General features: G+C 44.6%; 17 protein-coding genes. 10 read left to right on the forward strand and 7 right to left on the reverse strand.

All coding sequences use genetic code 11. The features are described from left to right. Positions 1–21: 21 nt before the first annotated feature. The 3 genes from R8G66_29105 to R8G66_29115 form a co-directional block, all read right to left on the reverse strand. The gene (locus R8G66_29105) at positions 22–4395 is read right to left on the reverse strand and encodes a CHAT domain-containing protein (GenBank protein MDW3196469.1); all 4374 of its coding nucleotides are present in this window, start codon (positions 4393–4395) and stop codon (positions 22–24) included. A gap of 115 nt (positions 4396–4510) precedes the next feature. Further along, complete coding sequence (locus tag R8G66_29110; GenBank protein MDW3196470.1) at positions 4511–4846, reverse strand: PadR family transcriptional regulator; 336 nt, start codon at positions 4844–4846, stop codon at positions 4511–4513. Next, the gene (locus tag R8G66_29115) at positions 4846–7461 is read right to left on the reverse strand and encodes an FtsX-like permease family protein (protein ID MDW3196471.1); all 2616 of its coding nucleotides are present in this window, start codon (positions 7459–7461) and stop codon (positions 4846–4848) included. The genes R8G66_29110 and R8G66_29115 overlap by 1 nt, the downstream gene beginning before the upstream one ends. Positions 7462–7553: 92 nt before the next feature. On the opposite strand from R8G66_29115, the gene R8G66_29120 reads away from it, so the two are divergent. Then, on the forward strand, positions 7554–8264 hold the full coding sequence (locus tag R8G66_29120) for a hypothetical protein (protein MDW3196472.1): 711 nt from the start codon (positions 7554–7556) through the stop codon (positions 8262–8264). A 112-nt stretch (positions 8265–8376) separates the two neighbouring features. On the opposite strand, the gene R8G66_29125 is transcribed toward R8G66_29120, so the two are convergent. The 4 genes from R8G66_29125 to R8G66_29140 form a co-directional block, all read right to left on the reverse strand. Further along, a complete protein-coding gene (locus R8G66_29125) occupies positions 8377–9714 on the reverse strand; it encodes a deoxyguanosinetriphosphate triphosphohydrolase (GenBank protein ID MDW3196473.1) in 1338 nt (445 codons plus the stop codon). A gap of 73 nt (positions 9715–9787) precedes the next feature. Further along, positions 9788–10453 carry a CPBP family intramembrane glutamic endopeptidase gene (locus tag R8G66_29130; GenBank protein ID MDW3196474.1) on the reverse strand — a complete coding sequence of 222 codons (666 nt, stop codon included), beginning with the start codon at positions 10451–10453 and terminating at the stop codon, positions 9788–9790. Between the two features lie 190 nt (positions 10454–10643). Then, on the reverse strand, positions 10644–11420 hold the full coding sequence (locus R8G66_29135) for a zinc-dependent peptidase (GenBank protein MDW3196475.1): 777 nt from the start codon (positions 11418–11420) through the stop codon (positions 10644–10646). A gap of 4 nt (positions 11421–11424) precedes the next feature. Next, positions 11425–12972: a glycine--tRNA ligase gene (locus R8G66_29140; GenBank protein ID MDW3196476.1), complete on the reverse strand. Its 1548-nt coding sequence runs from the start codon at positions 12970–12972 to the stop codon at positions 11425–11427. Between the two features lie 321 nt (positions 12973–13293). On the opposite strand from R8G66_29140, the gene R8G66_29145 reads away from it, so the two are divergent. The 9 genes from R8G66_29145 to R8G66_29185 all read left to right on the forward strand — a co-directional run bounded on the left by R8G66_29145 (position 13294) and on the right by R8G66_29185 (position 22166). After that, positions 13294–13554 carry a DUF493 family protein gene (locus R8G66_29145; GenBank protein MDW3196477.1) on the forward strand — a complete coding sequence of 87 codons (261 nt, stop codon included), beginning with the start codon at positions 13294–13296 and terminating at the stop codon, positions 13552–13554. Between the two features lie 12 nt (positions 13555–13566). Then, on the forward strand, positions 13567–13800 hold the full coding sequence (locus tag R8G66_29150; GenBank protein MDW3196478.1) for a 4a-hydroxytetrahydrobiopterin dehydratase: 234 nt from the start codon (positions 13567–13569) through the stop codon (positions 13798–13800). Positions 13801–13824: 24 nt separating this feature from the next. Next, entirely contained in the window at positions 13825–14613 is a 789-nt protein-coding gene (locus R8G66_29155) for an inositol monophosphatase family protein (protein MDW3196479.1), read from the forward strand. 272 nt (positions 14614–14885) lie between these two features. Further along, positions 14886–15926: an ion channel gene (locus R8G66_29160; GenBank protein ID MDW3196480.1), complete on the forward strand. Its 1041-nt coding sequence runs from the start codon at positions 14886–14888 to the stop codon at positions 15924–15926. Positions 15927–16298: 372 nt separating this feature from the next. Next, on the forward strand, positions 16299–17369 hold the full coding sequence (locus tag R8G66_29165; protein MDW3196481.1) for a serine hydrolase: 1071 nt from the start codon (positions 16299–16301) through the stop codon (positions 17367–17369). 95 nt (positions 17370–17464) lie between these two features. Further along, positions 17465–18013: a hypothetical protein gene (locus tag R8G66_29170; GenBank protein MDW3196482.1), complete on the forward strand. Its 549-nt coding sequence runs from the start codon at positions 17465–17467 to the stop codon at positions 18011–18013. A 121-nt stretch (positions 18014–18134) separates the two neighbouring features. Next, on the forward strand, positions 18135–19787 hold the full coding sequence (locus R8G66_29175; GenBank protein MDW3196483.1) for a hypothetical protein: 1653 nt from the start codon (positions 18135–18137) through the stop codon (positions 19785–19787). An 85-nt stretch (positions 19788–19872) separates the two neighbouring features. Beyond that, positions 19873–20862, forward strand: coding sequence for a phosphotransferase (locus tag R8G66_29180; GenBank protein ID MDW3196484.1), 990 nt, complete (start codon positions 19873–19875; stop codon positions 20860–20862). After that, positions 20859–22166 (forward strand): ADP-ribosylglycohydrolase family protein, encoded by a 1308-nt coding sequence (locus R8G66_29185; protein ID MDW3196485.1) that lies wholly within the window; start codon positions 20859–20861, stop codon positions 22164–22166. Before R8G66_29180 ends, R8G66_29185 begins: the two co-directional genes overlap by 4 nt. The last annotated feature ends 89 nt before the right edge of the window (positions 22167–22255 follow it).

Raw genomic sequence — 22255 nt, forward strand, 5'->3', positions numbered from 1 at the left:
AACACTTTCAGGTGAGATCGACTACAACTTCCCGTAATAAATGAAAGGCGCCCAGTAACTGGTATTATTCAAATCAATGCCGTCTTTGTTGTACTTCCCTGTGATGAATCCCCTTTTCACTTCATTGAGCGCTTTTCGAAAAGACTTCTTTTCATTGAACACCATACGATACAGTTCGCTGACCAGTACGCTGGTGGCATAGTCGTTCACCGCCCAAAGTGAAGTAATCGTGCTATTGGCCCCCGAAGCAATGAAGGCTTGATTCAATCCGGCTACCCCTTGCCCAGTCTGTAATTTTCCTAACCCTGTTTGACATGCGGAAAGCATGACCATGTCTGCTTTGATCCTCAGCTTTTCTACTTCATGTAAATACACATGCCCATCCTCACCATTTTGCTCATCCGGAAATACCGTCATGGCAAACCCACTCAACTCGGGAATATAGGACTCTACCCAGCCATGTGTGGCCAAATGGATCACCCGATAATCATCCAGCTCTCCTGAGGCAGAAAGGTTTTTCAAGTTAGTCTCATTCATTTGAGTTCCCAGGAATGATTTTGCAGATGGAACGATCTGCTGAATGTTATTGACCTCCTTGAGCGTTCCCTGTAGATAGCTCATTTCCGCATACCCCAAAGCATAGAAGCGTTGACGCAACGATTTGGCCCCACCTTTGATGTCGTTGAAAGTCTCGTATTTGAGTCGTTCGACATCCGTGGCATTTTTAACCAGTTCGGGAGCCCTTTCCTTAGAAAAATTCACCTTGCCGTATTCCGCACCGCCCATGGCCAAGATCGATTTGGATGGCTGGTAATTCCGGCCAGCCAGTTCCCGTAACACAGTGGGTGACTGGACATAAGAAATATCATATTCCTCAACCAACAATCGACCAGAGCGAGACAGTAATCCTTCAAACGGAATAAAATTTAAAGGTCCACTCGGAACAATGATCAATTCCTTTTTGGCCTCAATTTCCTCTATGAACAAGCCAATGAAAGCATCGTAGTAACTCCCTCCAATATCAGCGATTTTATTCCGGTCTTCCTCCTTGAAAGACCGTCGTAATAGTTCGGTCATCAGGTTGAAGTCCCCTTTTTGCCGCATGGATTGCGGATTCACATTGAAGCTCGCAACCCGGAGTTCTTTGTTGGCATTCTCCCTTTCAATCAGTGCCAGGTCTTCTCTGTACTGGTTCCTGATCCTTACCCAGGCTTTTACATTGTTGATGTATTGATACTTCACTTTGTCTTTGGTGATGGCCACCATACAGAATCCCACATCGCCATCTTCCAACAATTTTTCAGCGTAATACAGCATGACCTGACCTGGACTTAACAAGGCCTGAACTTCTTTGGCAGTGATAGGGTCGGGAATGGTCGAGTTGATGTCACTGGCTAGCTTTTTGGCCTTGGATCGTTCGATGGCATTGAAAGCCGCTTCATCATCATTCAGGTATTTATGTGCCAGTGACAAGTTCACGTTACTGTTATACAAACTCGTATACACACTCTTTGCTAAATAGTCACTGACGGCACCAATGTAATCCAGGTACATTTCTTCTGCCTGTGTCAGGATATCGATGGCTTTTTGATGCTCTGTATGCAAAAGCCTTACGCCCAAACCCGTCAGGTTTTTGGCCTTCAGTAAATCATTAGCTGCGTATTCATTGGATAGCAGAGAGTATTCAATGCCTTTATCCCTTTGGTCATTGCGGAAATACGCCAGAGAAAGATTATTATAGATAAAGGAGATGATTTCCATGTACCCACTTTCCTTCGAAACGGCCTCTGCTTTGTGCCCATAAGCAATGGCTTTTTGCATTTGTCCCGCAAACTGATAATAGTTGTTCAAGGCCAGGTATCCTTTGATCAAAAGCTCCGGTGCCGTGTATTGAGACAAGACTTGCTCCAAAGAAGCTGCGATTTCCCGGGCCTGTTCCAACCGCTGATAATTGGCCAGAAGAATCAGCCTTTCTGCATATAAGTTGATCAGTTCAAACTTCAAATAAGGGCTGCTACCTGCCTTTTCTATCCGGACCGTATTCAATGCCAGAGCATTGTCTACATCTCCTGACTGAAGCATGATCGCATATTTCTTATCTGTAAATCGGCAATACAAGAAAGGGTTTTCTACGGCATCATTAGCTTCTTCATACCACATGGACTTCAGCACCACATTCGTTTGATAATCCGCCAACCAGTCTTTCCAATCATCGCTCAGGTCATCTCGCCGATATTGCTCGTCCAGTAGTTCATTCAGGTAGTGGAGCATGTAGTGAGAATAGCTAAACGGCAATCCCGTATCATACATTACCTGATTGGCAGCCTGAAGTCTTTTTGTCAATTCTTTAGCATGTTTCAGAATACCACCGTTTTTCAGGTCGACAAATATTTTGCCTGCTACTTCTTCCGGGTATTGATGATCCGCCTGACTGTAGGCTTGCTGAAAGATGCTGATGGTAGCATTGATATTGGGGACCAGCGAAGCATTGTAATAGTCAAAGTAACCCGTCCATGAATTGGCGTAAGAAAGGTAATAGTCGAACTGATTTTGAGCCATCATCCGTCCCGCTCGGGTTGCTAGTTTTTGGGCTTCAGTAGTTTGGCCTAAGGCAGACTTAAAAATGAACAAATTAGTCAGGATGCTGATGTCCGTGGGATTCAACAAGTGCGCCATATCGAAGTAGCTGATGGCCCGGTCAAAGTTTTCTGCTTGTACTTGTCCCAGGCCAGCTCGCAGGTAGATCTCCGCCTGATCTGGATATCGCTTGATCAAACTTTCGAAAAGTGAGCTCGCAAGGGTATAATTCTTGTTGTCATAGGCGGTCATCGCTTGCTTATAGTCAGGATGATCCTCAACGAACTGAATGTATTTGTTTGTCGAAAGCTTGACCACCGGTTTTGGTGTAGCTGCTACCTGCTTGTTAGGTTTTTCAGGTTTGGGTGCTTCCTCAACTGCTACCTTTTCTTCCTTTTCTGGTTTGGTGGATTCTTTTGCCACAACCGCTACTTCTGGTGTAGAAGAACCCCTTGAATGGATATAGCTCACGATTATATCGTCAACCCGGATGGTCGTGTTTTGATTGCTCTGCACCGATAGTACCTGGCCAAAGAATGGTTTGAATGGTACAGTGGTCACCAGTATTTCATTGATGAAGAAATAATACTGATCCGCAACTTTTCGGACAGTCATCTTATTGTAGTCACGCTTACTAAGTGCAGCTGATTCCGTCCAACTTTGATAATTGGTCCAATTATTTTCAGCAGCATCATCATAGCTGAAAACCTTAAAACTTCCATCACCCGAAAAACCGAATCGTAAGTTGCTCCAATCGTCACTTTTCTGGCCCCAGTTCAGGCTATTGGAGTTATTATCTTCTCCAGAAACGAATTTCATTTTGCATTCAATCTGGAAATCCCGGGACTGGTCAATGGTGAATTGGTTTTCCTCATTGAATTTGGCAGCAGCATAGTAGCCAGTTTTGAAGGATTGAATGACATAATATCCATTCTCAATTTGAAAATATCGAGAGTCGGAAGTACCTGCGCGCCAGGATTGGCTGTTGTCTGAGAAATCTTCCTTATAGAGCATTTCCTGATAAGAATAGCCTGTATACTGTACAGCCTGTTCATTGATTTTAGGTCGATAAGCAGACAAGTCTTGAATTTGCTCACCTTTCTTTTTGGTGAGGTATCCAACAATTAAATTCTTCACATGGATCTCGGTCCCATCATTGACCATGAAACCTACATTGTCATCATAAAAGGCAGAATAGTCTGCCGTATGGACCAGGGTTTCATTCACAAAGAAATAGAGCTTATTACCGGATTTACGGACTGTGAATTTGTTGAAGTTCCTTGGTTGCAGGGGTTCACAAACAGTCCAGCCTAATAGGTCCGTGAAAGACCGGGAATCAGCATTGTAATTGTCGATGGTAATTTTCCCGTTGCCAGAGAATCCGAATCTGAAATGTGAAGTAAATCCCGAAGCTGATTTTTTAGTGGCTTTACCAAACAGCAAGGCATTCGCATTATTGTCGCGACCAGCCACATATTTCATGTCGACTTCAATCTGAAAGTCGCGACGCTTATCAGTCTGAAAAAGTCCTTTCTTATTGAAGGATTCCTCAGGAATGTAATTCTCTACTAAGGAGGCTAACTTGTAATAGCCGTTTTCTATTTTCTTTTCATATCGATCTGTTGCGGCGGTCGCGTAGCCTTTCGCATTGACACGAAAAGGCTCATAAAATAAAATTCCATCCCGCTGATATCCGAGATCCGAATACTCGCTCTGAGCAACAGATTGAATTGACAACCAGCTGTAGACCGAAACCAATGCGATCATCAACAATTTTCTCGAATACCCGGCTTTGAAAACAATGGATAAAGCTATCATATTTGAAAAGGCTTTGAACTCAAATTTCCTTTTCAAAATTGCTTCGCTTTCAAGGCAATTACCTTCCGTGGCAATGGGTAAAGGCGTCTACGGGTTTCACGGTATAAAAGTACCCTTAGAGCCCGCTAAGCTGCCCAAATTGTGGAATTGCTGCCCAAATGGAGTCGCGCTGTTCTTTGGTTCTGATCAGCACTTTTTCACCTGCTTGCGTCAATTGGAACAAGTGTTTTCTTCTCCCGCCACGCGAAGAAGTTGCACCTGCATACCGTGAGCTGACGTACCCTTTTTTCTCGAGGCGAGCCAGCGAGGCGTGGACCGTACTAATGGTGATGGCACGATCACACCTTTCCTTGATCTCTTTCTGAATGGCGTAACCGTAGGCATCGTCATGCAGCAGGGCGACCACCAACATGATCAACTCCTCTAATTCTCCAATGTTCGTTCCTTTCATTACTCGTCCTTCAGGTTTTCGGTGAGTTTCGTATTGCCAAATTTAAAGCTCAGAGCGCTGATGATCACTACACTGACCAGGATCGTGACCAGTCCCGCGAAAAAAAATGGTGCGGGGTTCAGATCGATTTTGTAGACAAAATCATCAAGCCAGTCGCTTACCAGCCAATAAGCCAATGGTGCGGATATCACAAACCCAATCAGTATAATGACTAAAAACTGCCGATTCATCATGCCAATGATACTTTGGATCGTTGCACCTAGGATCTTGCGAATGCTGATCTCTTTTCTACGTTGCTGCAAGATCAATGCTGTCAATCCATACAGTCCCAATGCACATAAAATGACACTGATCACTGCGTACACAGATGCCATACTCAAGAGCAGTTGTTCGCTCTTGTATTGCTCATCGAACCACTGATCTACGAAATAGAAATCGATCGGTGTTCGCTCAGCCAAGGCTTCATAATTATCCGTGATGTACTTGATGGTTTGGCGGACATCACCACTGCCAATTCTGATGGAAGCATATTCCGGGCGTGGATTCAGAAACAAGACCATGGGTTCAATGGCATTTTTGGCCAAAGAGCCAATGTGAAAGTCATTCAGCACACCGATCACTGGGAATGATCGCTCTGAGGAAAAAGTGATGTGCTGACCAATGGGATCTTCCCATCCCATGAAATCAGCAAACGCTTGATTGACCATCAATGTACCAGCGGAATCTGCTTTTGATCCTTTTCGAAAAGCGCGACCAGCGGCCAAAGGAATTTCATACGTATCAATGAAATCAAAATCAATGCCGTACATCCGAGCAGAGACATCTCCTTCGTAACCATCCGCATTTACCCGATCGGTATAGGAACCTCCACCCAGGGCAGAACGACCAATAGATACTGATTGGATATTGGGGTGAGCTTCCAAATTGGATCTGAAAACGGCACTTTTTGGCCCCACTTCATTGTCCAGATTTACAACCATCACCTGAGATGCATTGAATCCAAGCGGCTTATTCACAAGGTAGTTGATTTGACGAACGACCGTGATGGTGCAGATGATCAGAAAGATAGATACCGCATATTGAAAGGTAACCAGTACCTTCCGTAACCACCCTGTTTCATTAGCTGCCCCTGAAGCCGATTTGAGAATGGACGAAATGGCATGTGAAGACATTACAACTGCAGGATAGGCCCCTACCAGAAAGCTGATGCCCAGGATAAAAAGGAGCAGACTGACAAGACTCATCGGTGCGAATACAGCACTCAATGGAATGTCCTTTTCAATCAGGTTGTTGGCTTCCGGTAAGATCAGATATAAAAGTGCTAAACTGATTAGGGAGGCTAAAAGAGTAATGATAAAAGTTTCCGCAATGAACCGGCCCATCAATTGGTTCCGCGTGGATCCTACTACTTTTCGAATACCTACTTCCTTGTTGGATCGTGAAGCCTTGGAAAGGGCGATATTGACATAGTTGACGCTAGCGATCAGAAAGATCAGGAAGGCTGAGAACCCAAGCAGGTAAACAAACCGGATGCTGCCGGTTTTCATCCCGCGAGCCATGGCGATCTCATCACCGTACAAATACATGTCTTGAAAGGGCTGGAGTTTGAGGAAATAATTTTCGGCCCGTTCAGCAAAATGGGTCTGCATCATTTCCTCAAATTTCTTTTCTGCCAATTGCGCATCAGCATTTTTAACCATTCTAACGAAGGTGAAAATCGCCTGAGCACGCCAGTTATTCATCCAGTTTTGGGGCATCGGACCCAAATTGGGTACGGTGGTGGTCCATGAAATCAACGCCTCAAATTGCATAGAAGCTTGTCGAGGAGGAGCTTTGAAAACCCCGGTCACCGTATACTCAAGATCGCCTATGCCTACCACTTGTTTGCCAATAGGGCTGGCATTGCCAAATAAAGATTGGGAAAGCGATTCGCTGATCACCAACGAGGATGGACGTTTCAGTAAGTCTTTAGGATTGCCCTGAATCAATTCAACGTCAAACAACTCCATAAAAGTGGAATCCACGATATAGACACTTGGGCTGACAATGTTTTTGCGCTCATGAGTAAATATGACCTGATCCCACCAGGGAAGCACACGTGCAAATGCCTCTATTTCTGGGTACTCTTTGGTCATAGTAGGACCCATCATCCCGGAGGTCTCATAAGTGAGTACGTCTACATTTTCAGGGACATTGATGTGCCTTTTGTAAACACGATATAGCTGGTCACCCGATTGGACATACTTATCAAATTGCAGCTCGTCATTGATGAATATGAGTGCAAATAGTGAACAAGAAATTGCAGTAATCAGCCCTATGAGGTTGATGACGAAAAACACCCTGTGTTTTCTCAATGAACGATAGGAAGTAAGCAGGTAATTGGTCCAGATTGATGCCATGTTAGAAGATCGTTTATCACTTTTTCTAAAAATGAGCCTGAAAAACCCAATGGCCTGAAGCAAGTAGATCAGCTGAGATCGACGAATACTTTTCTCCTCGATATTGTCCAAAAAGGCCTCTTCCAGATCCCCGGAAATACCTTCGACCAGGTATGGATCACAAAACCATTCCAGGCAAGTCAAGATCCATTTCGGTGGTTGAGGATGATTGGACATAGGGTCAAGTTAGCAGGTTTTTCAGAACTATTTTTATTTCATTCGATTATGTCGAAAAACTAAACGGATAAACCATCCTATTTGTTTCGATTATGTCGAATTTGATGTTCATTCGACAGGTATACTGTGCTTATTTAAGAAGGTTACTGTATCTTTTCAATATGGGTAACTCAGGTAATGTCATTGGTCGTTTTTCCTCTTCATTGGACCGTAGGGACCAGGGACCCAATGAAGTTATCGCACAGGCAATTGTGGATGATGCGGGCGGGGATTTATTAGAAGAAGTGGTGCAAGTCATACACTCAAAAGCAGCTACGCGTACCATAAATGATGTGGTGATGACGCTTATGGCGGTTAGTCGTATTCATCCTAAATTATTGGTGCAGAAAGCAGATGTTTTCATCGATTTGTTAGAGAGTAAAAGCAATCGGCAGGTTTGGGGAAGCATGATTGCTCTGGCCAATATGGCTCCCCTCGTGAAGGAAAAGCTCAAGCCACACCTCGTAAAAATCCTCCAGGCCATGGATGAAGGAACTGTGGTTACCAGAGATCATGGGTTTAGCATCCTGACTGAATTATACAAAGAAGATCAATCAGGAGATTTGCTAGCCTTGATCAATGAACAGTTACTGAATGCACCTTCGAATCAGGTAGGACAGTACACCGAAAAATTCATGGAAGTAGTGAGAAAAGAGGACGTTTCAACTTTTGTAGAAGCCCTGGAAGTGAGAGGCCAGGAGTTGACCAATGAGCATCACCTCAAGCGATTGGGTAAGAATCTGAAGAATTTGAGAGGATTATAGGGTTTAATCCTCTGTTAGAGTTTAAAAACGATAAGGTGGCTCGCCCACATTTGCAATTTGGGTGAATTATTCTTAGGCATTTGTAATGCCAGAACAGCGTTTTATTGGGTGCTTAACTTGGCAAAGCAAACCCTGAAATCGTACGGTAGAGATTCACCGCTGCTTTATCAGTCAATCCACTGATGAAATCAACCACCAGCTGCATGCTTTGATATACCGTCAGGTCTCCTTTTAACAGATTTTGATAGTCCGGGGGAAGTAATCGGTAAACGGCTTTCGGTTTAGGGTTCTTGGATCCCTCGCCAAATTTTTGTTCATAAACCGCCTGACAAAAGGATGCCATCAGTTTTTCCAGTACTTCCAGACCTGCGGCTTCACGTTCCAATACCTGTCGTGAACGATAGATTTTCTCTACTGACAAGCCTATGATTTGATTCAGGATAGGAGTAGATGGAATCTCATCGGTCAGGGCCTTATCAAAATTGCCATTCAGGATATTTTGTTCATGGTCCAAAAAACTGGAAACACACTCCTGGATCAGCTTATTAATGGTCATGGCCCGTAATAACCCCAACTTTTCTTCTTTACTCTGGATCTCGTTGAATTTATCGCGCTTGAACTTTTCTCCGATGATCTCCGCCATCAATTCAACCGTATCTTCCAGCCGAACCAGCCCCAGTCGGCATCCATCCTCCAAATCGATGATGTTGTAGCAAATGTCATCTGCCGCTTCTACCAAAAACGCCAACGGGTGTCGCAAATATTGATCTTCCGCGATTTTGATGAGGCCCATGTCTTCTGCCAGCTGCGCGTACAACTCGCGGTTACTGTAGTAAACGCCAAATTTCTTCTGGCTTTTGCGGGTCTTGTCTTTTGGTGCGAAGGCGGTTTTTGGATACTTCGTGAAGGCTGCTAACGTTGCGTATGTCAGTCGTAAACCCCGGTACAATTCGTGATTTAGGATCCTGAACCCTTGTGCATTGCCTTCAAAAGTCGTCAGATCGGCCCATTCTTCCGCAGAAACCAGTTTCTCGAATGTACCGCCAGCCTCAGTGCAACGGAAAAAAGAGCTAATACCTTCCTCCCCGGAGTGCCCAAAAGGAGGATTGCCCAGATCATGTGCAAGCGATGCCGCTGCCACAACCCCGCCGAAATGTTGGGTCGAATGCCCTTGGCTATCCAGTCCGTGACGCTGGATGATGACTTTACCAACCTCCTTACCCAGGGACCTCCCTACGCTGGAAACTTCCAAACTATGGGTCAGCCTGGTATGCACAAAATCATGCTCCGGCAACGGAAATACTTGTGTCTTGTCTTGAAGCTTGCGGAAAGGATGCGAGAAAATGATCCGGTCATAATCCTGATCAAATCGGGTTCTGATTTCATCATCTCCAGTCTCCGTTCTTTCGCCAAAACGTTTTGGAGACATCAGTTTTTCCCATTGCATCATGTAAGGATCAAATTTGGTTTTCAGATTCGCGCTCGCAAAATTACCCGGTCAGGGGGATTGTGAGCAAACAAGTTTAAGTGGCAGGCATCTCGAACAACAAAACAGGAGCCAGTAATACGGCATTATGTAGAGCATGCAAGGCAAAGGACCAAAACATACCCCCATTTTTGACACGGATATACCCAAAATAAAGACCTGCAACGAACTGTGGTAAAACAATCAGCGGGATCACCCAAACCGGCACGTCAATAGCCTGGAAGTTCGTCATGTGGACCAATGCAAAGGCAACGGCGTTTAGATAAAAAAACAAGCCAAAAAAACGATCCCATTTTACTTTAACCAATGCGGCCGCTTCTTCACGTAAGACCCTTTTGTTGGCGATGGTAAACCACTCAGAAAGGCCAGCGATCAGATTCCATCGACGATTCAAATGCAATCGAAAGATCAATTCTTCGAAAAATGGTCCTACCAATATGACCAACCCTGCAATGGCCCAAATAGGATATTGCTCTAACATCGCTTTTAGGGCATGATCGTCCAGATCAACAATCTCCATTTGCTCGATGAAACCCATCACTCCCACCAAAGGAAGCATGCATAGCAGGTCCAGCAACAGGATATAAAAAAGCCTGCTAATTTTCTCGACAATATTGGACTCCTCTACTTCTGCCAACGAAGATTCATACGGCTTCCTGATGTATTGAATGGCAATTTGCCACTCCTCCTTTAGCTTGGCCATGGATTACTTTTTTTCATTGAGGTTCAAAACTAGTGGTTCTGTGGTATGTAGTAGTAAAGTGACCTTGAGATTAGGAATAATAATCAATCCCGTGCCCTTTCCCCCTTGAAAGGGGGTGGTAGAAGACCTGGGGATTTTTCATCTCCTCAAGTCAATCATTGAGTAAACCGAGCTTTACTTAACATCGGAATCATATTCGATCCAGCAACATCGGATCCTGATTCAATAACACCCGCATCTGATGATACAAATGCTGATTGTAAACCTTGAATTCAGCAGGACGTTCAAAGAAATTCTCTACTGCTACTGCGAAAAATTCCGCATGATTCGTGCCTGCATAATCACGAAAAAAGCTCTTTTCGTTGTTACGAATACGCATGATCTCCTTTTCTGCGGCTTCCTCCCAGGCGTCTAAAGATTCCTGATCAAGAAAATTGGATTCCCCATTTTGTACCACATTTTCCAGTCGTAAGGCATGGGCCATTTCATGTAGCCCCAGATTCCTGCCATCTTTCACGATAAGCCCGGAAATAAAATTCCTCCACGACAGCACAATGGCTTTTTGTCTGGGGTTTACTTCCCCATAATGATAATTCTGTCCGGCGGTGCTGTAAAAAGCTTCGGGGTAGATGATGATGTACTTGAAATATCGGAAGTTGATTTTGATTAACCCAAAAGCAAGCTGGATTGCGGTTGCAGCAATCAAAACCCGCATCTCCTCGGTGATGCCATCCAGGTCCCTCGGAATAAAATTCTTGGAGGCAATGAAGGAAGCCAATCGACGTTCAAAAACCTTCTTTGATTTCGGCGGAAGCTTGTTGTAGAAATCAAAGTGCTCCTTGAGGATACCTCGCTGAGTCGGAGAAATGGGTACAACAATACCGGGGATGGCTATCCCGAGGTAGTAGCGTTTGGAGACGAGAATGAAAATGAGCACCATTGCCCCGAAAAAGGAAAAGGTGCTCATTGGATTATATCTGCTTCAACAATTCCTTCAGGCTGACTTTTTTCTCCACCGTATCACTCAATGAACTGATGGCCACACGCTCTTGTGCCATGCTGTCTCGCTCTCTCAACGTCACGGTGTTGTCTTCCAAAGTCTGGTGATCGACGGTAATGCAATACGGTGTACCAATGGCATCTTGTCTGCGATAACGCTTACCGATGGAATCCTTCGCATCGATTTGCAAGGTGAAATCAATCTTTAATTCATCCAAGATTTTGTTCGCGACTTCAGGCAGTCCGTCTTTGTTCACCAGAGGCATGATCGCCAATTTGTTGGGCGCTAAAGCCGGAGGAATCGCAAGGACAGTTCTTTTCGAACCATCTTCTAATGTCTCTTCTTTATAGGAAGCAGACAATACCGCCAGGAACATACGATCCAGACCGATAGAAGTCTCCACCACGTACGGTACATAGCTTTGATTGGCTTCGGTATCAAAGAACTGCAATTTCTTACCAGAATGTTCCTCGTGCGCTTTCAGGTCAAAGTCTGTTCGGGAGTGAATGCCTTCCAGCTCTTTGAATCCCATCGGGAAATCGTATTCGATATCACAAGCTGCATTGGCGTAGTGCGCCAGGTTCAGGTGGTCGTGGAATCGGTAGCGATCATCTCCCAATCCAAGGGCTTTGTGCCAACTGATGCGCTTTGCTTTCCAGTGTTCGTACCACTCCATTTCTTCGCCAGGCTTAACAAAGAATTGCATTTCCATCTGCTCAAATTCACGCATCCGGAAAATGAACTGACGGGCAATGATCTCGTTACGAAAAGCCTTACCAATCTGAGCAATACCAAACGGAGGTTTCATCCGGGCGGTTTTCTGTACATTGGAGAAGTTCACAAAAATTCCCTGGGCCGTCTCCGGACGGAGGTAGATCTTCCCTGCTTCACCAGCCACAGATCCCATTTCCGTAGAGAACATTAGGTTGAATTGACGCACATCCGTCCAGTTCTTGGACCCGGAAACAGGATCGGCAATGCCCAACTCCTCGATCAAAGTTTTCATATCGGAAAGGTCGCCGCTTTCCATGGCCGCTTTCATGCGGTTCTCGATGGCCGTGATCTGTTCTTTGTAACCGACTACCCGAGGATTAGTAGTGACGAACTGCTCCTCATCAAAAGACTCTCCAAATCGTTTGGCCGCCTTGGTGACTTCTTTCTTGATCTTGCCCTCGATCTTGGCAATCTGATCTTCGATCAGGACATCCGCACGATAGCGCTTCTTGGAGTCTTTGTTATCGATCAAAGGATCGTTGAACGCATCCACGTGACCGGAAGCTTTCCAGGTGGTGGGGTGCATGAAGATCGCGGCATCGATCCCGACAATGTTAGGATTGAGGCGCGTCATTGCCTGCCACCAGTATTGTTTGATGTTGTTCTTCAATTCCGATCCGTAAGGACCATAATCATACGTGGCACTCAGGCCATCATAGATGTCACTAGAAGGGAAAATGAAGCCGTATTCTTTGCAGTGCGCTGCGATGTTTTTGAGCGTTGCAGCATCGTCTGTGTTTGCCATGCCGCAAAAATAGATTTATCGGTCAAAGAAAGAATGATATGGAAGTATTCATTCATAAGATTGGATCCAATTCCCCTCTTGAGAGGGGTTAGGGGTGTGTTATGACTATAAATAAGACAAAATCAATTGACCTTTTAGATTTATTGACCTTAGAGGAAAGTATTCAAAACGCGATTATTCCAACTTGAAAAGGGGTGAAGGGGGATTTTGGAAAATAGTTTTGAATGCTTTCTAAATCCCCTAATTTGAACCTTTCCTCATCACAATGAATTCTCCTCCTTGAGATGCTGTTACTTTGCATCGATAAACACAAACATTGGCATGAGCGCAGATTCACAATCCTTTCGCGAAAAACTGGAAGCACAACATGATTTTCCTGGTCCTTACACCTTCAAGTTCATCATACCTGAAGACAAAAAAGGTGAGGTAGAGGCTCGTTTGCCAAAAGGAGAATTGTCTTACAAAGCCAGCAGTGGTAAAAAATATACCAGCATCACCCTTAAAGCGACCATGAAAAGCAGTGACGAGGTGATTGCCGTTTATACTGAGGTGGCCAAAATTGAAGGCGTACTTTCACTTTAACCTAAAAGAGATATGTGGACAGAAGCAGACAATAAACTAAGCCAGACGTTCGAGTTTAAGAATTTTGTGGAGGCCTTTGGCTTCATGACACAAGTGGCAATCATCGCAGAAAAGATGGATCATCACCCAAATTGGTCCAATGTCTACAACAAGGTGACCATCGAACTCACAACGCATGATGCCGGAAATGTAGTTACAGACAATGACCGCAACCTGGCGAAGGCGATTGATGGCCTTTTGCCTTAGTCAACTTCGGTTTATTTTTACTTCATGCAAGATCTCGCGAAACTTACTCCTTCCATCGTACAGATAGCTAAACAAGCTGGCGAGTTCATCGCCAGGGAAGCGGCTGATTTCGACCAGTCGAAGGTGGAGTTCAAGGGAAAAAGTGACCTGGTTTCTTACGTGGACAAGGGCGCCGAAAAGATCATTGTTGAAGGCCTGAAAGCCTTATTGCCAGAAGCAGGTTTTCTCACCGAAGAAAAGACCGTCGAGCAGACCCAAACGGAACTGACCTGGATCATCGATCCTTTGGATGGTACGACGAATTTCGTTCATGGCTTGCCCGGCTATGCTGTCAGTATAGGATTGTCGCAAGGCAAGGAAGTGATATTAGGAGTCATTTATGAGATCACCCGGGACGAAGCATTCTACGCATGGAAAGGTGGCGGGGCCTACATGAATGGAGCGAAGATTGCCGTATCTCAGGCAGCCAAAATCGATGACAGTCTGCTTGCCACCGGATTTCCGATCTACAATTTTGCCAAGATTACAGAATACCTGACCATCCTCAATGAACTGATGCGTAATTCTCACGGCCTTCGACGTTTAGGAAGTGCCGCGATGGACCTGGCTTATGTGGCTTGTGGGCGTTGTGAAGCTTTTTTTGAATACAACCTGAACTCATGGGATGTTGCTGCCGGTATCATCCTGGTGCAGGAAGCTGGCGGGACGGTAACTGATTTTTCCGGAGGTACGGATGCACTTCATGGACGAGAACTGGTTGCCGGGGGGCCTGTTCACGCAGAATTATTGCATCTGATCAAAGAGAATTGGTGATATCTTTTTACCCAACTTCTGAATGCTAGAAAATCAATCCCTATGACCCCAACCCTAAAGGGTGGTAATTGATTTTCTCCCTTTTCCCCCGGCCGGGTAAGGCTTTAGGGAATTAAAAGGGTTAGAAAGGGACTTTAAATAATCGGGCTAATATCCAAAGTATTATTATAATCCGAATAACTTCTAAATAGGACTGCAACTAAAATTCATCTTAAGGTTTTTTGGTTGATCCATTTTCATACTAAATTCATCCCCAAAGAACGAAACTTCCTATGCTTAAGCTCAGGACCAGAATTATTTTCCTGTTCATCTTCCTGCTTATCGTGGCCCTCAACATGGTCCTGGTATATTTTGAAAAGGAGGCGGGTTCTGGCATTGATACCTTAAGTGATGCTTTTTGGTACATGATTGTCACGTTGACTACTGTGGGATACGGAGACCTCTATCCTGCCAGTACCGGTGGCAAGGTCATTGGATATATTTATGTGTTCGCCAGCCTTGGTATTTTGGGATTCATTTTTAGCTCTATTTCAAGCAAAGTTCAAACCATGTTAGAAGAAAAACGATTGGGACACAGAGGAACAGATTTTGAAAATCACGTCATTTTCTATGGCTGGAATGATTTCAGCAAACTTGTTGCAGAAGAAGTCATCAGTGCCCAGAAGAAAATCGCCATTCTGACGGACAAAAAGGACGATGTAGAATTGATCTATGAGCTATGGGGCAAGGAAAAAGTATTCGTGCTGTTCAGCGATATGGATAACCCGGATTTGTTTGACCGGCTCAATGCCAAATATGCTTCCGTCATCTTTGTTGCCTTGGAAAATGATGCCGATTCGCTCACGGAAAGCATTGACATCCATCGCCACTTGCCGGAAATCGATTTGGTCGTCTCTCTGAAAAACAACAAACTGAAAGAAACTTTTCGAGCGGCTGGTGTCACTTATGTAGTAGCTCAAAATGAAATTGTGTCCAAATTGGTGGCGAGTTACATCTTCGAGCCGGATGTAGCCGACCTGAACCTGGACCTGATCAGTTCTGCAAGGAATGAACATGACTTTGATAATCAGGAATACGAGGTACTGGAGAACAACCCATACATTGGCCAAAATTGTCACGAAGTGTTCTTTTCCTTGAAAAAAGACCATGATGTAGTACTCATGGGCATCAGTAAGCTCAAGAATGGCAAAAGAACGGTTTATGGTAATCCATCCAGAGAAATGAAGGTCGAATTAGGCGATTTTCTGATCATCATGACGAACAATGAGACCATGAGTGAATTCTTTGGGGTACACCAGGGAAGGATGAGTTGATCATGTACTTTGTGTCAATCTAAAATGGCAAAAAGAAAGGGAGCGATGTATTAGGTAACAACCCTAATACACGATGAAACTTCAGAAAAACAAGAAGCATTACAACTTTACGGAAAATCAGAAAACTAATGACAGTCACAGGATATACGGATGTCATTTTCACACTGTAGGCAAATCATTTAAAATCCAGGCAAATAAGAAGTTCAGAAAAGTTAACAAAAGCATACTGTTACAAATAGTCATGGGCGGAATGATTTACCATTTGAGCGATACAGAAAATACATGTGGTGGGACATGTGATGGAATCACCCATTAAGAAGGGTTATATGTTGGGTTTCCATTATTTTTATTCATGTTACCTTCCATGAGATCATGCGCTTCTTTCTATTAATCACACTTTTGGTCCTGGCTTGTTTTTCCATGGCACAAAGGCCTCCTGTACCCAATCTTCCTCAAGTAAATCTTGAAGAAGCAGGATTCGACAGGGATTCCATCAATGTGCTTTACGATAAGGTTGAAAATACGCCACATCGCGATTTTGTAGGTTTGGTTGTGATCAAGGACCATCAGATTGCCATGGAATGGTATTTCAACACGTTCTGGCGCAACCATCTGTTAGATGTCCGATCCACCGGTAAAAGCATAACCTCTCTACTTTTAGGTGTAGCCATCAAGGAAGGGTTGGTAGCAAGTGTCGAGCAGGATGTTTATTCTTTTTTCTCAAAAGAAAAGTACCCAACGCTTCATCATGATTTTAAGCAAATCAAGATCAAACATTTGCTGGACATGGGGTCGGGTCTTCATGCTGATACGGATGATTACCAAACACCCGGAAATGCCGGCCGCTGGATTGGAAAAGACGAATGGGTTTCCTATTTGCTAAGCATTCCTTTGGCCTGGGAGCCTGGCGAGAAATGGGTTTATGCAGATATCAATGCCGTATTGGTCGGAGCAATCATCGAAGAAACATCGGGAATGAGTCTTAGAGATTTTGCCAAAAAGCATGTGTTTGAACCTTTGGGTATCACGGAATTCTATTGGTACACCAATGCCTCCAATCAAACTGGTGGCGCCGGGAATCTATACCTTTCTACCCTCGATTTTGCCAAGTTCGGCGTTTTAGTAGCTAACGAGGGAAAGTGGGGGAATAAACAGATAGTGGACCCGGCGTACATTGAACAACTGATCAATAGAAAGACATTCGATTTGACAGACTATTGGGAGCTTACTGACAGTTACGGTATGCTTTGGTACAAAAAGCGGCAAACCATCAACGGCAAGACGTTTGATTATTTATGGGCTTCAGGAAGAGGAGGCAATCAGTTGATTGTGGTTCCTGACGAAGAAATGGTCATTGCGCTCACGTCAACAGCCTATGGACCCAGGTATGGGCATTCCAGAGCGTCTGAATTTCTATTTGCTATTCTTGGTGCCGTGAAGTGAAAGGGACGTAGTAAGGAACAGCAATAAGGGCAACAGCGCATTCAATTGTCAAAAAATTGAAATGCTCTCTTACAAAATATTCTAATTTACTATCCATGAAAACAGCTTTCAAAATTTTAGCGCTCTCCTTTCTTATTTGGGGGTGCGAAGAGGAGATTAATTTACCCGACCCTACACTCGAAATTCAATTCAAACGCTTTGTTCGAACGCCATGTTGTGTCACTAGCACACCTATCGATGATCAGGAATCAATTGATTTTCGTCTCTTACCGGATTCTATGCTCATCGTCTCCATTCAGGAAGGCAATTTGACTGACCCTGAGATTTTGGAATTAAATGCCATGGGGCGTGATGCCATCCAATACACTTTTGAAATAGAGACAGCTAACGGAGATCGTGAAATTTTCATGTCTGACGAAAATGTGTCTACTTTCGGTAGCGGACTAGGTGTGAATTTTCATAAGGGCATCAGCCTGTCAAACTTGAGAAGGGACTTTGTTATTCCGTTGAACATCGACGAATTGCCTATTCAAGGTAATTCCATCATTGAACTTAGTCCAGGAAGTGATGTCACTATTCATGTACGGTTCACTTCGGAATTTTCCGATTTATCCATCGTACAATCCACTTTAATTCAGCTTTAAGTCAGGGCCCAATTGACGGGTTTTTATCCCTTGTCAAGGATTTGTGGTTTCGTGGGTTGACGGATGGTTATGATCGATGAACAATTCTCTGCTTAACTTTAAGTGGATCGACCTGTGACCTATGAGAAGGATTCATCAATTCCTATTAATTGCTTGTATCATCTTTGCTTGCACGCAAAAAGAAGTTGCTGAAAAGATTGCTGTAGGTGAAGCTACAAATGACATTGCTACCTGTGGCACCCCACCTTCAGCTCCTGAACCGAAAGAAGCTTATGTGATCAAACCCATTGAGCTAATTCCGGAAGCACTGGGTGTTTTCGAGCGCCCCATTCAGACAAAAAGTGTAAAAGCACAGGACTTTTTCAATCAGGGGTTTCAGTTGCGATATGCCTTCGCAATCAATGAAGCCATCAGTTCCTTTCGAGAAGCACAGGAAGAAGATCCTGATTGTGTCATGTGCTACTGGGGCGAGGCCTGGGCATTGGGATCTTACATCAATAGCCACATGAAAGCGGATAAAGCCCCTTTGGCCCTGGAAGCCATAAATAAAGCCCTTGAGTTGTTAGATGAAAATACTGCCGAAGTAGATCGCGCTTTGATTGAGTCGATGCAAGTACGATACGTGGAAGATTTCGATTACGAAACCCGAAGGAATCAGGATTCTCTTTATGCAGATGCCATGGCGAAGGTGCATGAGCGATTTCCGGATGACCTGGATGTAGCGACGCTTTATGCAGACGCACTTTTCCTCTTGGAGCCCAGGGCTGGAACACGGGAAATGGATAACCCACGACTCATGAAAATCCACGAAGCGCTGGAAGGTGTACTGGCAAAAAATATTGAACACCCGGGTGCCTGTCATTTGTATATCCATGCCACTGAGTCTACTGAATATCCTGAATTGGCAGAATCCTGTGCCGACTACCTGGGGAGCACGATTCCAGGAGCAAGTCACATCAACCACATGCCTTCGCATACCTACAATGAAATTGGTCGGTGGGGGGATGGCGTAAGAGCTAATTTACAAGCTTCACAAACCGATCAACTAGCAAAAGATGGCGGTGCGGCTATTGCCACTTATCCGGGTCATAACCTGCACATGTTACTGTATGCCGCTGCCTACGATGGTCAGGGAGCGATCGCTATGCAGGCAGGAAGAGATTTCCATAAATTGACTGATGACAACTATCAACATGCATTGACAGCCATGCGATTCGGACGATTCGATGATATTCTGGAAATGGATAAGCCTGAAGGTGGCGTCATTGAAAAAAGCCTCTGGGATTTTTGTCGAGGATATGCACATCTAAAAAATGACGAACCGGATTTTGCCAGATTGTACCTCAAAAGGGTTCAAAATACAGGTGATACCACCAAAGCCAGGTATCGCTTTTCGCCTGGTGGTCCTGTTCTGAAAGTGGCAGCTAAAATATTGGAAGGAGAGATCGCCTGGATCGAAGGCAAGTATCAGAAAGCCCTTGAGCTGTTCAAAGCAGGTGTAAAATTAGAAGATGACCTGCCATACAGTGAGCCAGAACCCATGCCTTTTGCTGTTCGGCATTGGCTAGGCGCTTTGCAAATGGAACTAAAGCAATACGCAGCAGCGGAAAAAACCTATCGCGAGGAAGTTGCAGATCACCCGCATAATGGTTGGTCCTTGTATGGGTTGCGAGAAGCCATGAAAGTGCAAGGGAAAGCATACGCTGAAGTGGAAGCTGATTTGTTGCAAAGCTGGGCTCGATCGGATACGCGAATTACCAGTTCGAGGTTTTAGTCAGTTACCCAACCAAGTAAGGCGCTTCTCACGATCAAGAGATTGAATCCAAGAATTATTCCTCATCTTCGTTTGTTCAATGACCATGGAATTAACCCTAGACATCAACCCTGAGGAACTAACCACCTACCTGCATGACCAATCCTGGATTGCAGCCAAGGAGGCGGTAATACGTATCGAAAAACCAGGGGAAGGTAACATGAACCGTGTCCTTCGTGCTATCACATCTACAGGATCCATCATCTTGAAGCAGGCCACAGAATTTGTGGTAAAGTATCCTGACATTCCAGCTCCTATTTCACGTATTGATGTTGAGCAGCAATTTTATCAGTTAGCGGCTGTCATTCCGGCCATTCAAAATCGTCAGCCCACGATCATGGGATTTGATGGAGATAATCATGTCCTGGCGATGGAAGATCTGGGCAGTGCTTCGGATTTTACATTTCTTTATCAATCCGGAAAAGTACTGACTGATGACCAGGCAACTTTAATTGGGAATTCATTACAGGCCCTACATGGTCATGAATTTCCAGATGATACAGTCAATCATTTTCCAAAGAATTACGAATTACGAAAGCTCAATCACCAGCACATTTTTGAGCTCCCATTTATGACTGAGAATAGCTTTGATCTCGACGGCTTCACACCCGGACTTCAGGAGGTTTCCTTGAAACATAAGTCCGACGAAGGCCTGAAAACGGCTGCCTCCAATCTTGGTGAAGTATACCTGGGGAATGGAACGAATTTACTTCATGGCGACTATTATCCCGGAAGTTGGTTGAATACGGATAAGGGATTCCAGTTGATTGATCCTGAGTTTTCTTTTTTTGGACCTCCCGAGTTCGATCTAGGAGTATTGCTGGCGCACTTGAAACTGTCAGAGCAGCCAGAAAGTATTCGTGCGATCATTCTCAAATCCTATACTTCTGAAGTTGACGAGACTTTGTTGCAGCAGTTTGAAGGAATTGAGATCATGCGGCGATTGATTGGATTGGCCCAACTGCCACTATCCATGGATTTGGACCGTAAGTCAAAACTGCTCCAATATGCCCATCAACAAGTCATGAAGGCATGAAACCCTACTATCCTTTTAGCTTAATTTTTCTTTTCATAATTGCTTGTCAACCTACATTGGAGAAGCAATCTTTCCCCGCACCAGAAGCATCATCGAGTATCCGCGAAGGGCAAGTACCGGAAGGATTAACGCGGGAAATTTATCAAGATAAACTGCTCGGAATGCTGATTGGATCAGCCATTGGAGATGCGATGGGTGCCCCGGTAGAAATGTGGAGTCGTGACTGGATGCAAGCACAGTACGGATACGTCGATACCTTAGTTCATGTAATCAGAGAAGGATCACCGGAAGGCCCCTGGGAAGACAACATGATGCCTGGAGCGACAACAGATGATACCCGTTGGAAATACTTGATGGGGCAGTATCTCCTGACTCAGGATGATCAGACCTTAGATGATGTGGCGTTTGCGAATTACCTGGTCAGTCTCTATGAAGAAGAAAAACAGGAGGTCCAATCTCTGGAGACCTTTGATCCTGAACCTTTGGAGCAGCAGCTTCGACACATGACCTGGTTGCAAGAGTGGGCCAAGGTAGCCCATCCTTTTGCTGAAGATGACTTACAAGGATATTCCTATGCTTTGAATCGTTTTTACGGAGGAGAGATGTCCTGTGCGGGGATGCTCTACACCCCAATGATAGGGGCGTACTTACCTGGCCAGCCTGTCACGGCTTACGAAGAAGCGTATCGGCTAGGCATTTTTGATCTCGGTTATGCCCGCGATATTTCTGCTTTAAGTGCTGGGTATGTTGCCCAAGCCATGAAACTGAATTCGCCGTATGACAGCATCGCGGGTATCACTCCTGTCTTAGATCCGCTGAAGTATGCGAACAGCCGACTCATTGGAAGACTGGCCCAGCAATCTTATTTCAATGCCAGAAAAATTGTTTACGATGCAAGGTCTATCATCGAAGCTGATCCTAAACTGCGCATACCCAAAGGTTTTAAAAGATCGGCATTAGAATTCACACAAATGACGCAAGCTTTTCAGGCCCTTGATCAACAAATGCAACAGATCCCTTTTCATGCCGGAGAAATCCACCTGATCAATTTGACAGCCTTGCTATACAGTGAAGGGGATTTCAGATTAGCCATGGAATTCATCGTCAATTTCGGTAGAGACAATGATACCGTAGCTGCAGTAACCGGGGCTATTTTAGGGGCTTATGTGGGGTATGAAAACTTACCCAAAGGCTTGGCTCTTCCAGTTTTAAAAACCTCTAAAGAGACCATCGGCATTGACCTGGAAGCTCTAAGCCAGCAGTTGACTGATAAGCTGTTTGGGAATGAAGAGGTCAATAATTGATTGATAATTTTCAACTTAGCCCAAAAAAATAAATCGTCATTCCCGCGAAGGCGGGAATCTCAAAGTTATTCGGCATATCTAAGTTTGAG

It is taken from the genome of Cytophagales bacterium, assembly GCA_033344775.1.
Lineage (GTDB): Bacteria > Bacteroidota > Bacteroidia > Cytophagales > Cyclobacteriaceae > JAWPMT01.

What these genes read in the sequence shown, in the direction of transcription:
- R8G66_29170 (MDW3196482.1), top strand. Translation starts at nt 17,465, where the DNA reads ATGAAAACAGCTTTCAAAATTTTAGCGCTCTCCTTTCTTATTTGGGGG.
- R8G66_29175 (MDW3196483.1), top strand. Translation starts at nt 18,135, where the DNA reads ATGAGAAGGATTCATCAATTCCTATTAATTGCTTGTATCATCTTTGCT.
- R8G66_29120 (MDW3196472.1), top strand. Translation starts at nt 7,554, where the DNA reads ATGTCGAATTTGATGTTCATTCGACAGGTATACTGTGCTTATTTAAGA.
- R8G66_29110 (MDW3196470.1), bottom strand. Translation starts at nt 4,846, where the DNA reads ATGAAAGGAACGAACATTGGAGAATTAGAGGAGTTGATCATGTTGGTG.
- R8G66_29125 (MDW3196473.1), bottom strand. Translation starts at nt 9,714, where the DNA reads ATGATGCAATGGGAAAAACTGATGTCTCCAAAACGTTTTGGCGAAAGA.
- R8G66_29150 (MDW3196478.1), top strand. Translation starts at nt 13,567, where the DNA reads ATGTGGACAGAAGCAGACAATAAACTAAGCCAGACGTTCGAGTTTAAG.
- R8G66_29130 (MDW3196474.1), bottom strand. Translation starts at nt 10,453, where the DNA reads ATGGCCAAGCTAAAGGAGGAGTGGCAAATTGCCATTCAATACATCAGG.
- R8G66_29155 (MDW3196479.1), top strand. Translation starts at nt 13,825, where the DNA reads ATGCAAGATCTCGCGAAACTTACTCCTTCCATCGTACAGATAGCTAAA.
- R8G66_29165 (MDW3196481.1), top strand. Translation starts at nt 16,299, where the DNA reads ATGCGCTTCTTTCTATTAATCACACTTTTGGTCCTGGCTTGTTTTTCC.
- R8G66_29185 (MDW3196485.1), top strand. Translation starts at nt 20,859, where the DNA reads ATGAAACCCTACTATCCTTTTAGCTTAATTTTTCTTTTCATAATTGCT.
- R8G66_29135 (MDW3196475.1), bottom strand. Translation starts at nt 11,420, where the DNA reads ATGAGCACCTTTTCCTTTTTCGGGGCAATGGTGCTCATTTTCATTCTC.
- R8G66_29180 (MDW3196484.1), top strand. Translation starts at nt 19,873, where the DNA reads ATGGAATTAACCCTAGACATCAACCCTGAGGAACTAACCACCTACCTG.
- R8G66_29160 (MDW3196480.1), top strand. Translation starts at nt 14,886, where the DNA reads ATGCTTAAGCTCAGGACCAGAATTATTTTCCTGTTCATCTTCCTGCTT.
- R8G66_29115 (MDW3196471.1), bottom strand. Translation starts at nt 7,461, where the DNA reads ATGTCCAATCATCCTCAACCACCGAAATGGATCTTGACTTGCCTGGAA.
- R8G66_29140 (MDW3196476.1), bottom strand. Translation starts at nt 12,972, where the DNA reads ATGGCAAACACAGACGATGCTGCAACGCTCAAAAACATCGCAGCGCAC.
- R8G66_29105 (MDW3196469.1), bottom strand. Translation starts at nt 4,395, where the DNA reads ATGATAGCTTTATCCATTGTTTTCAAAGCCGGGTATTCGAGAAAATTG.
- R8G66_29145 (MDW3196477.1), top strand. Translation starts at nt 13,294, where the DNA reads ATGAGCGCAGATTCACAATCCTTTCGCGAAAAACTGGAAGCACAACAT.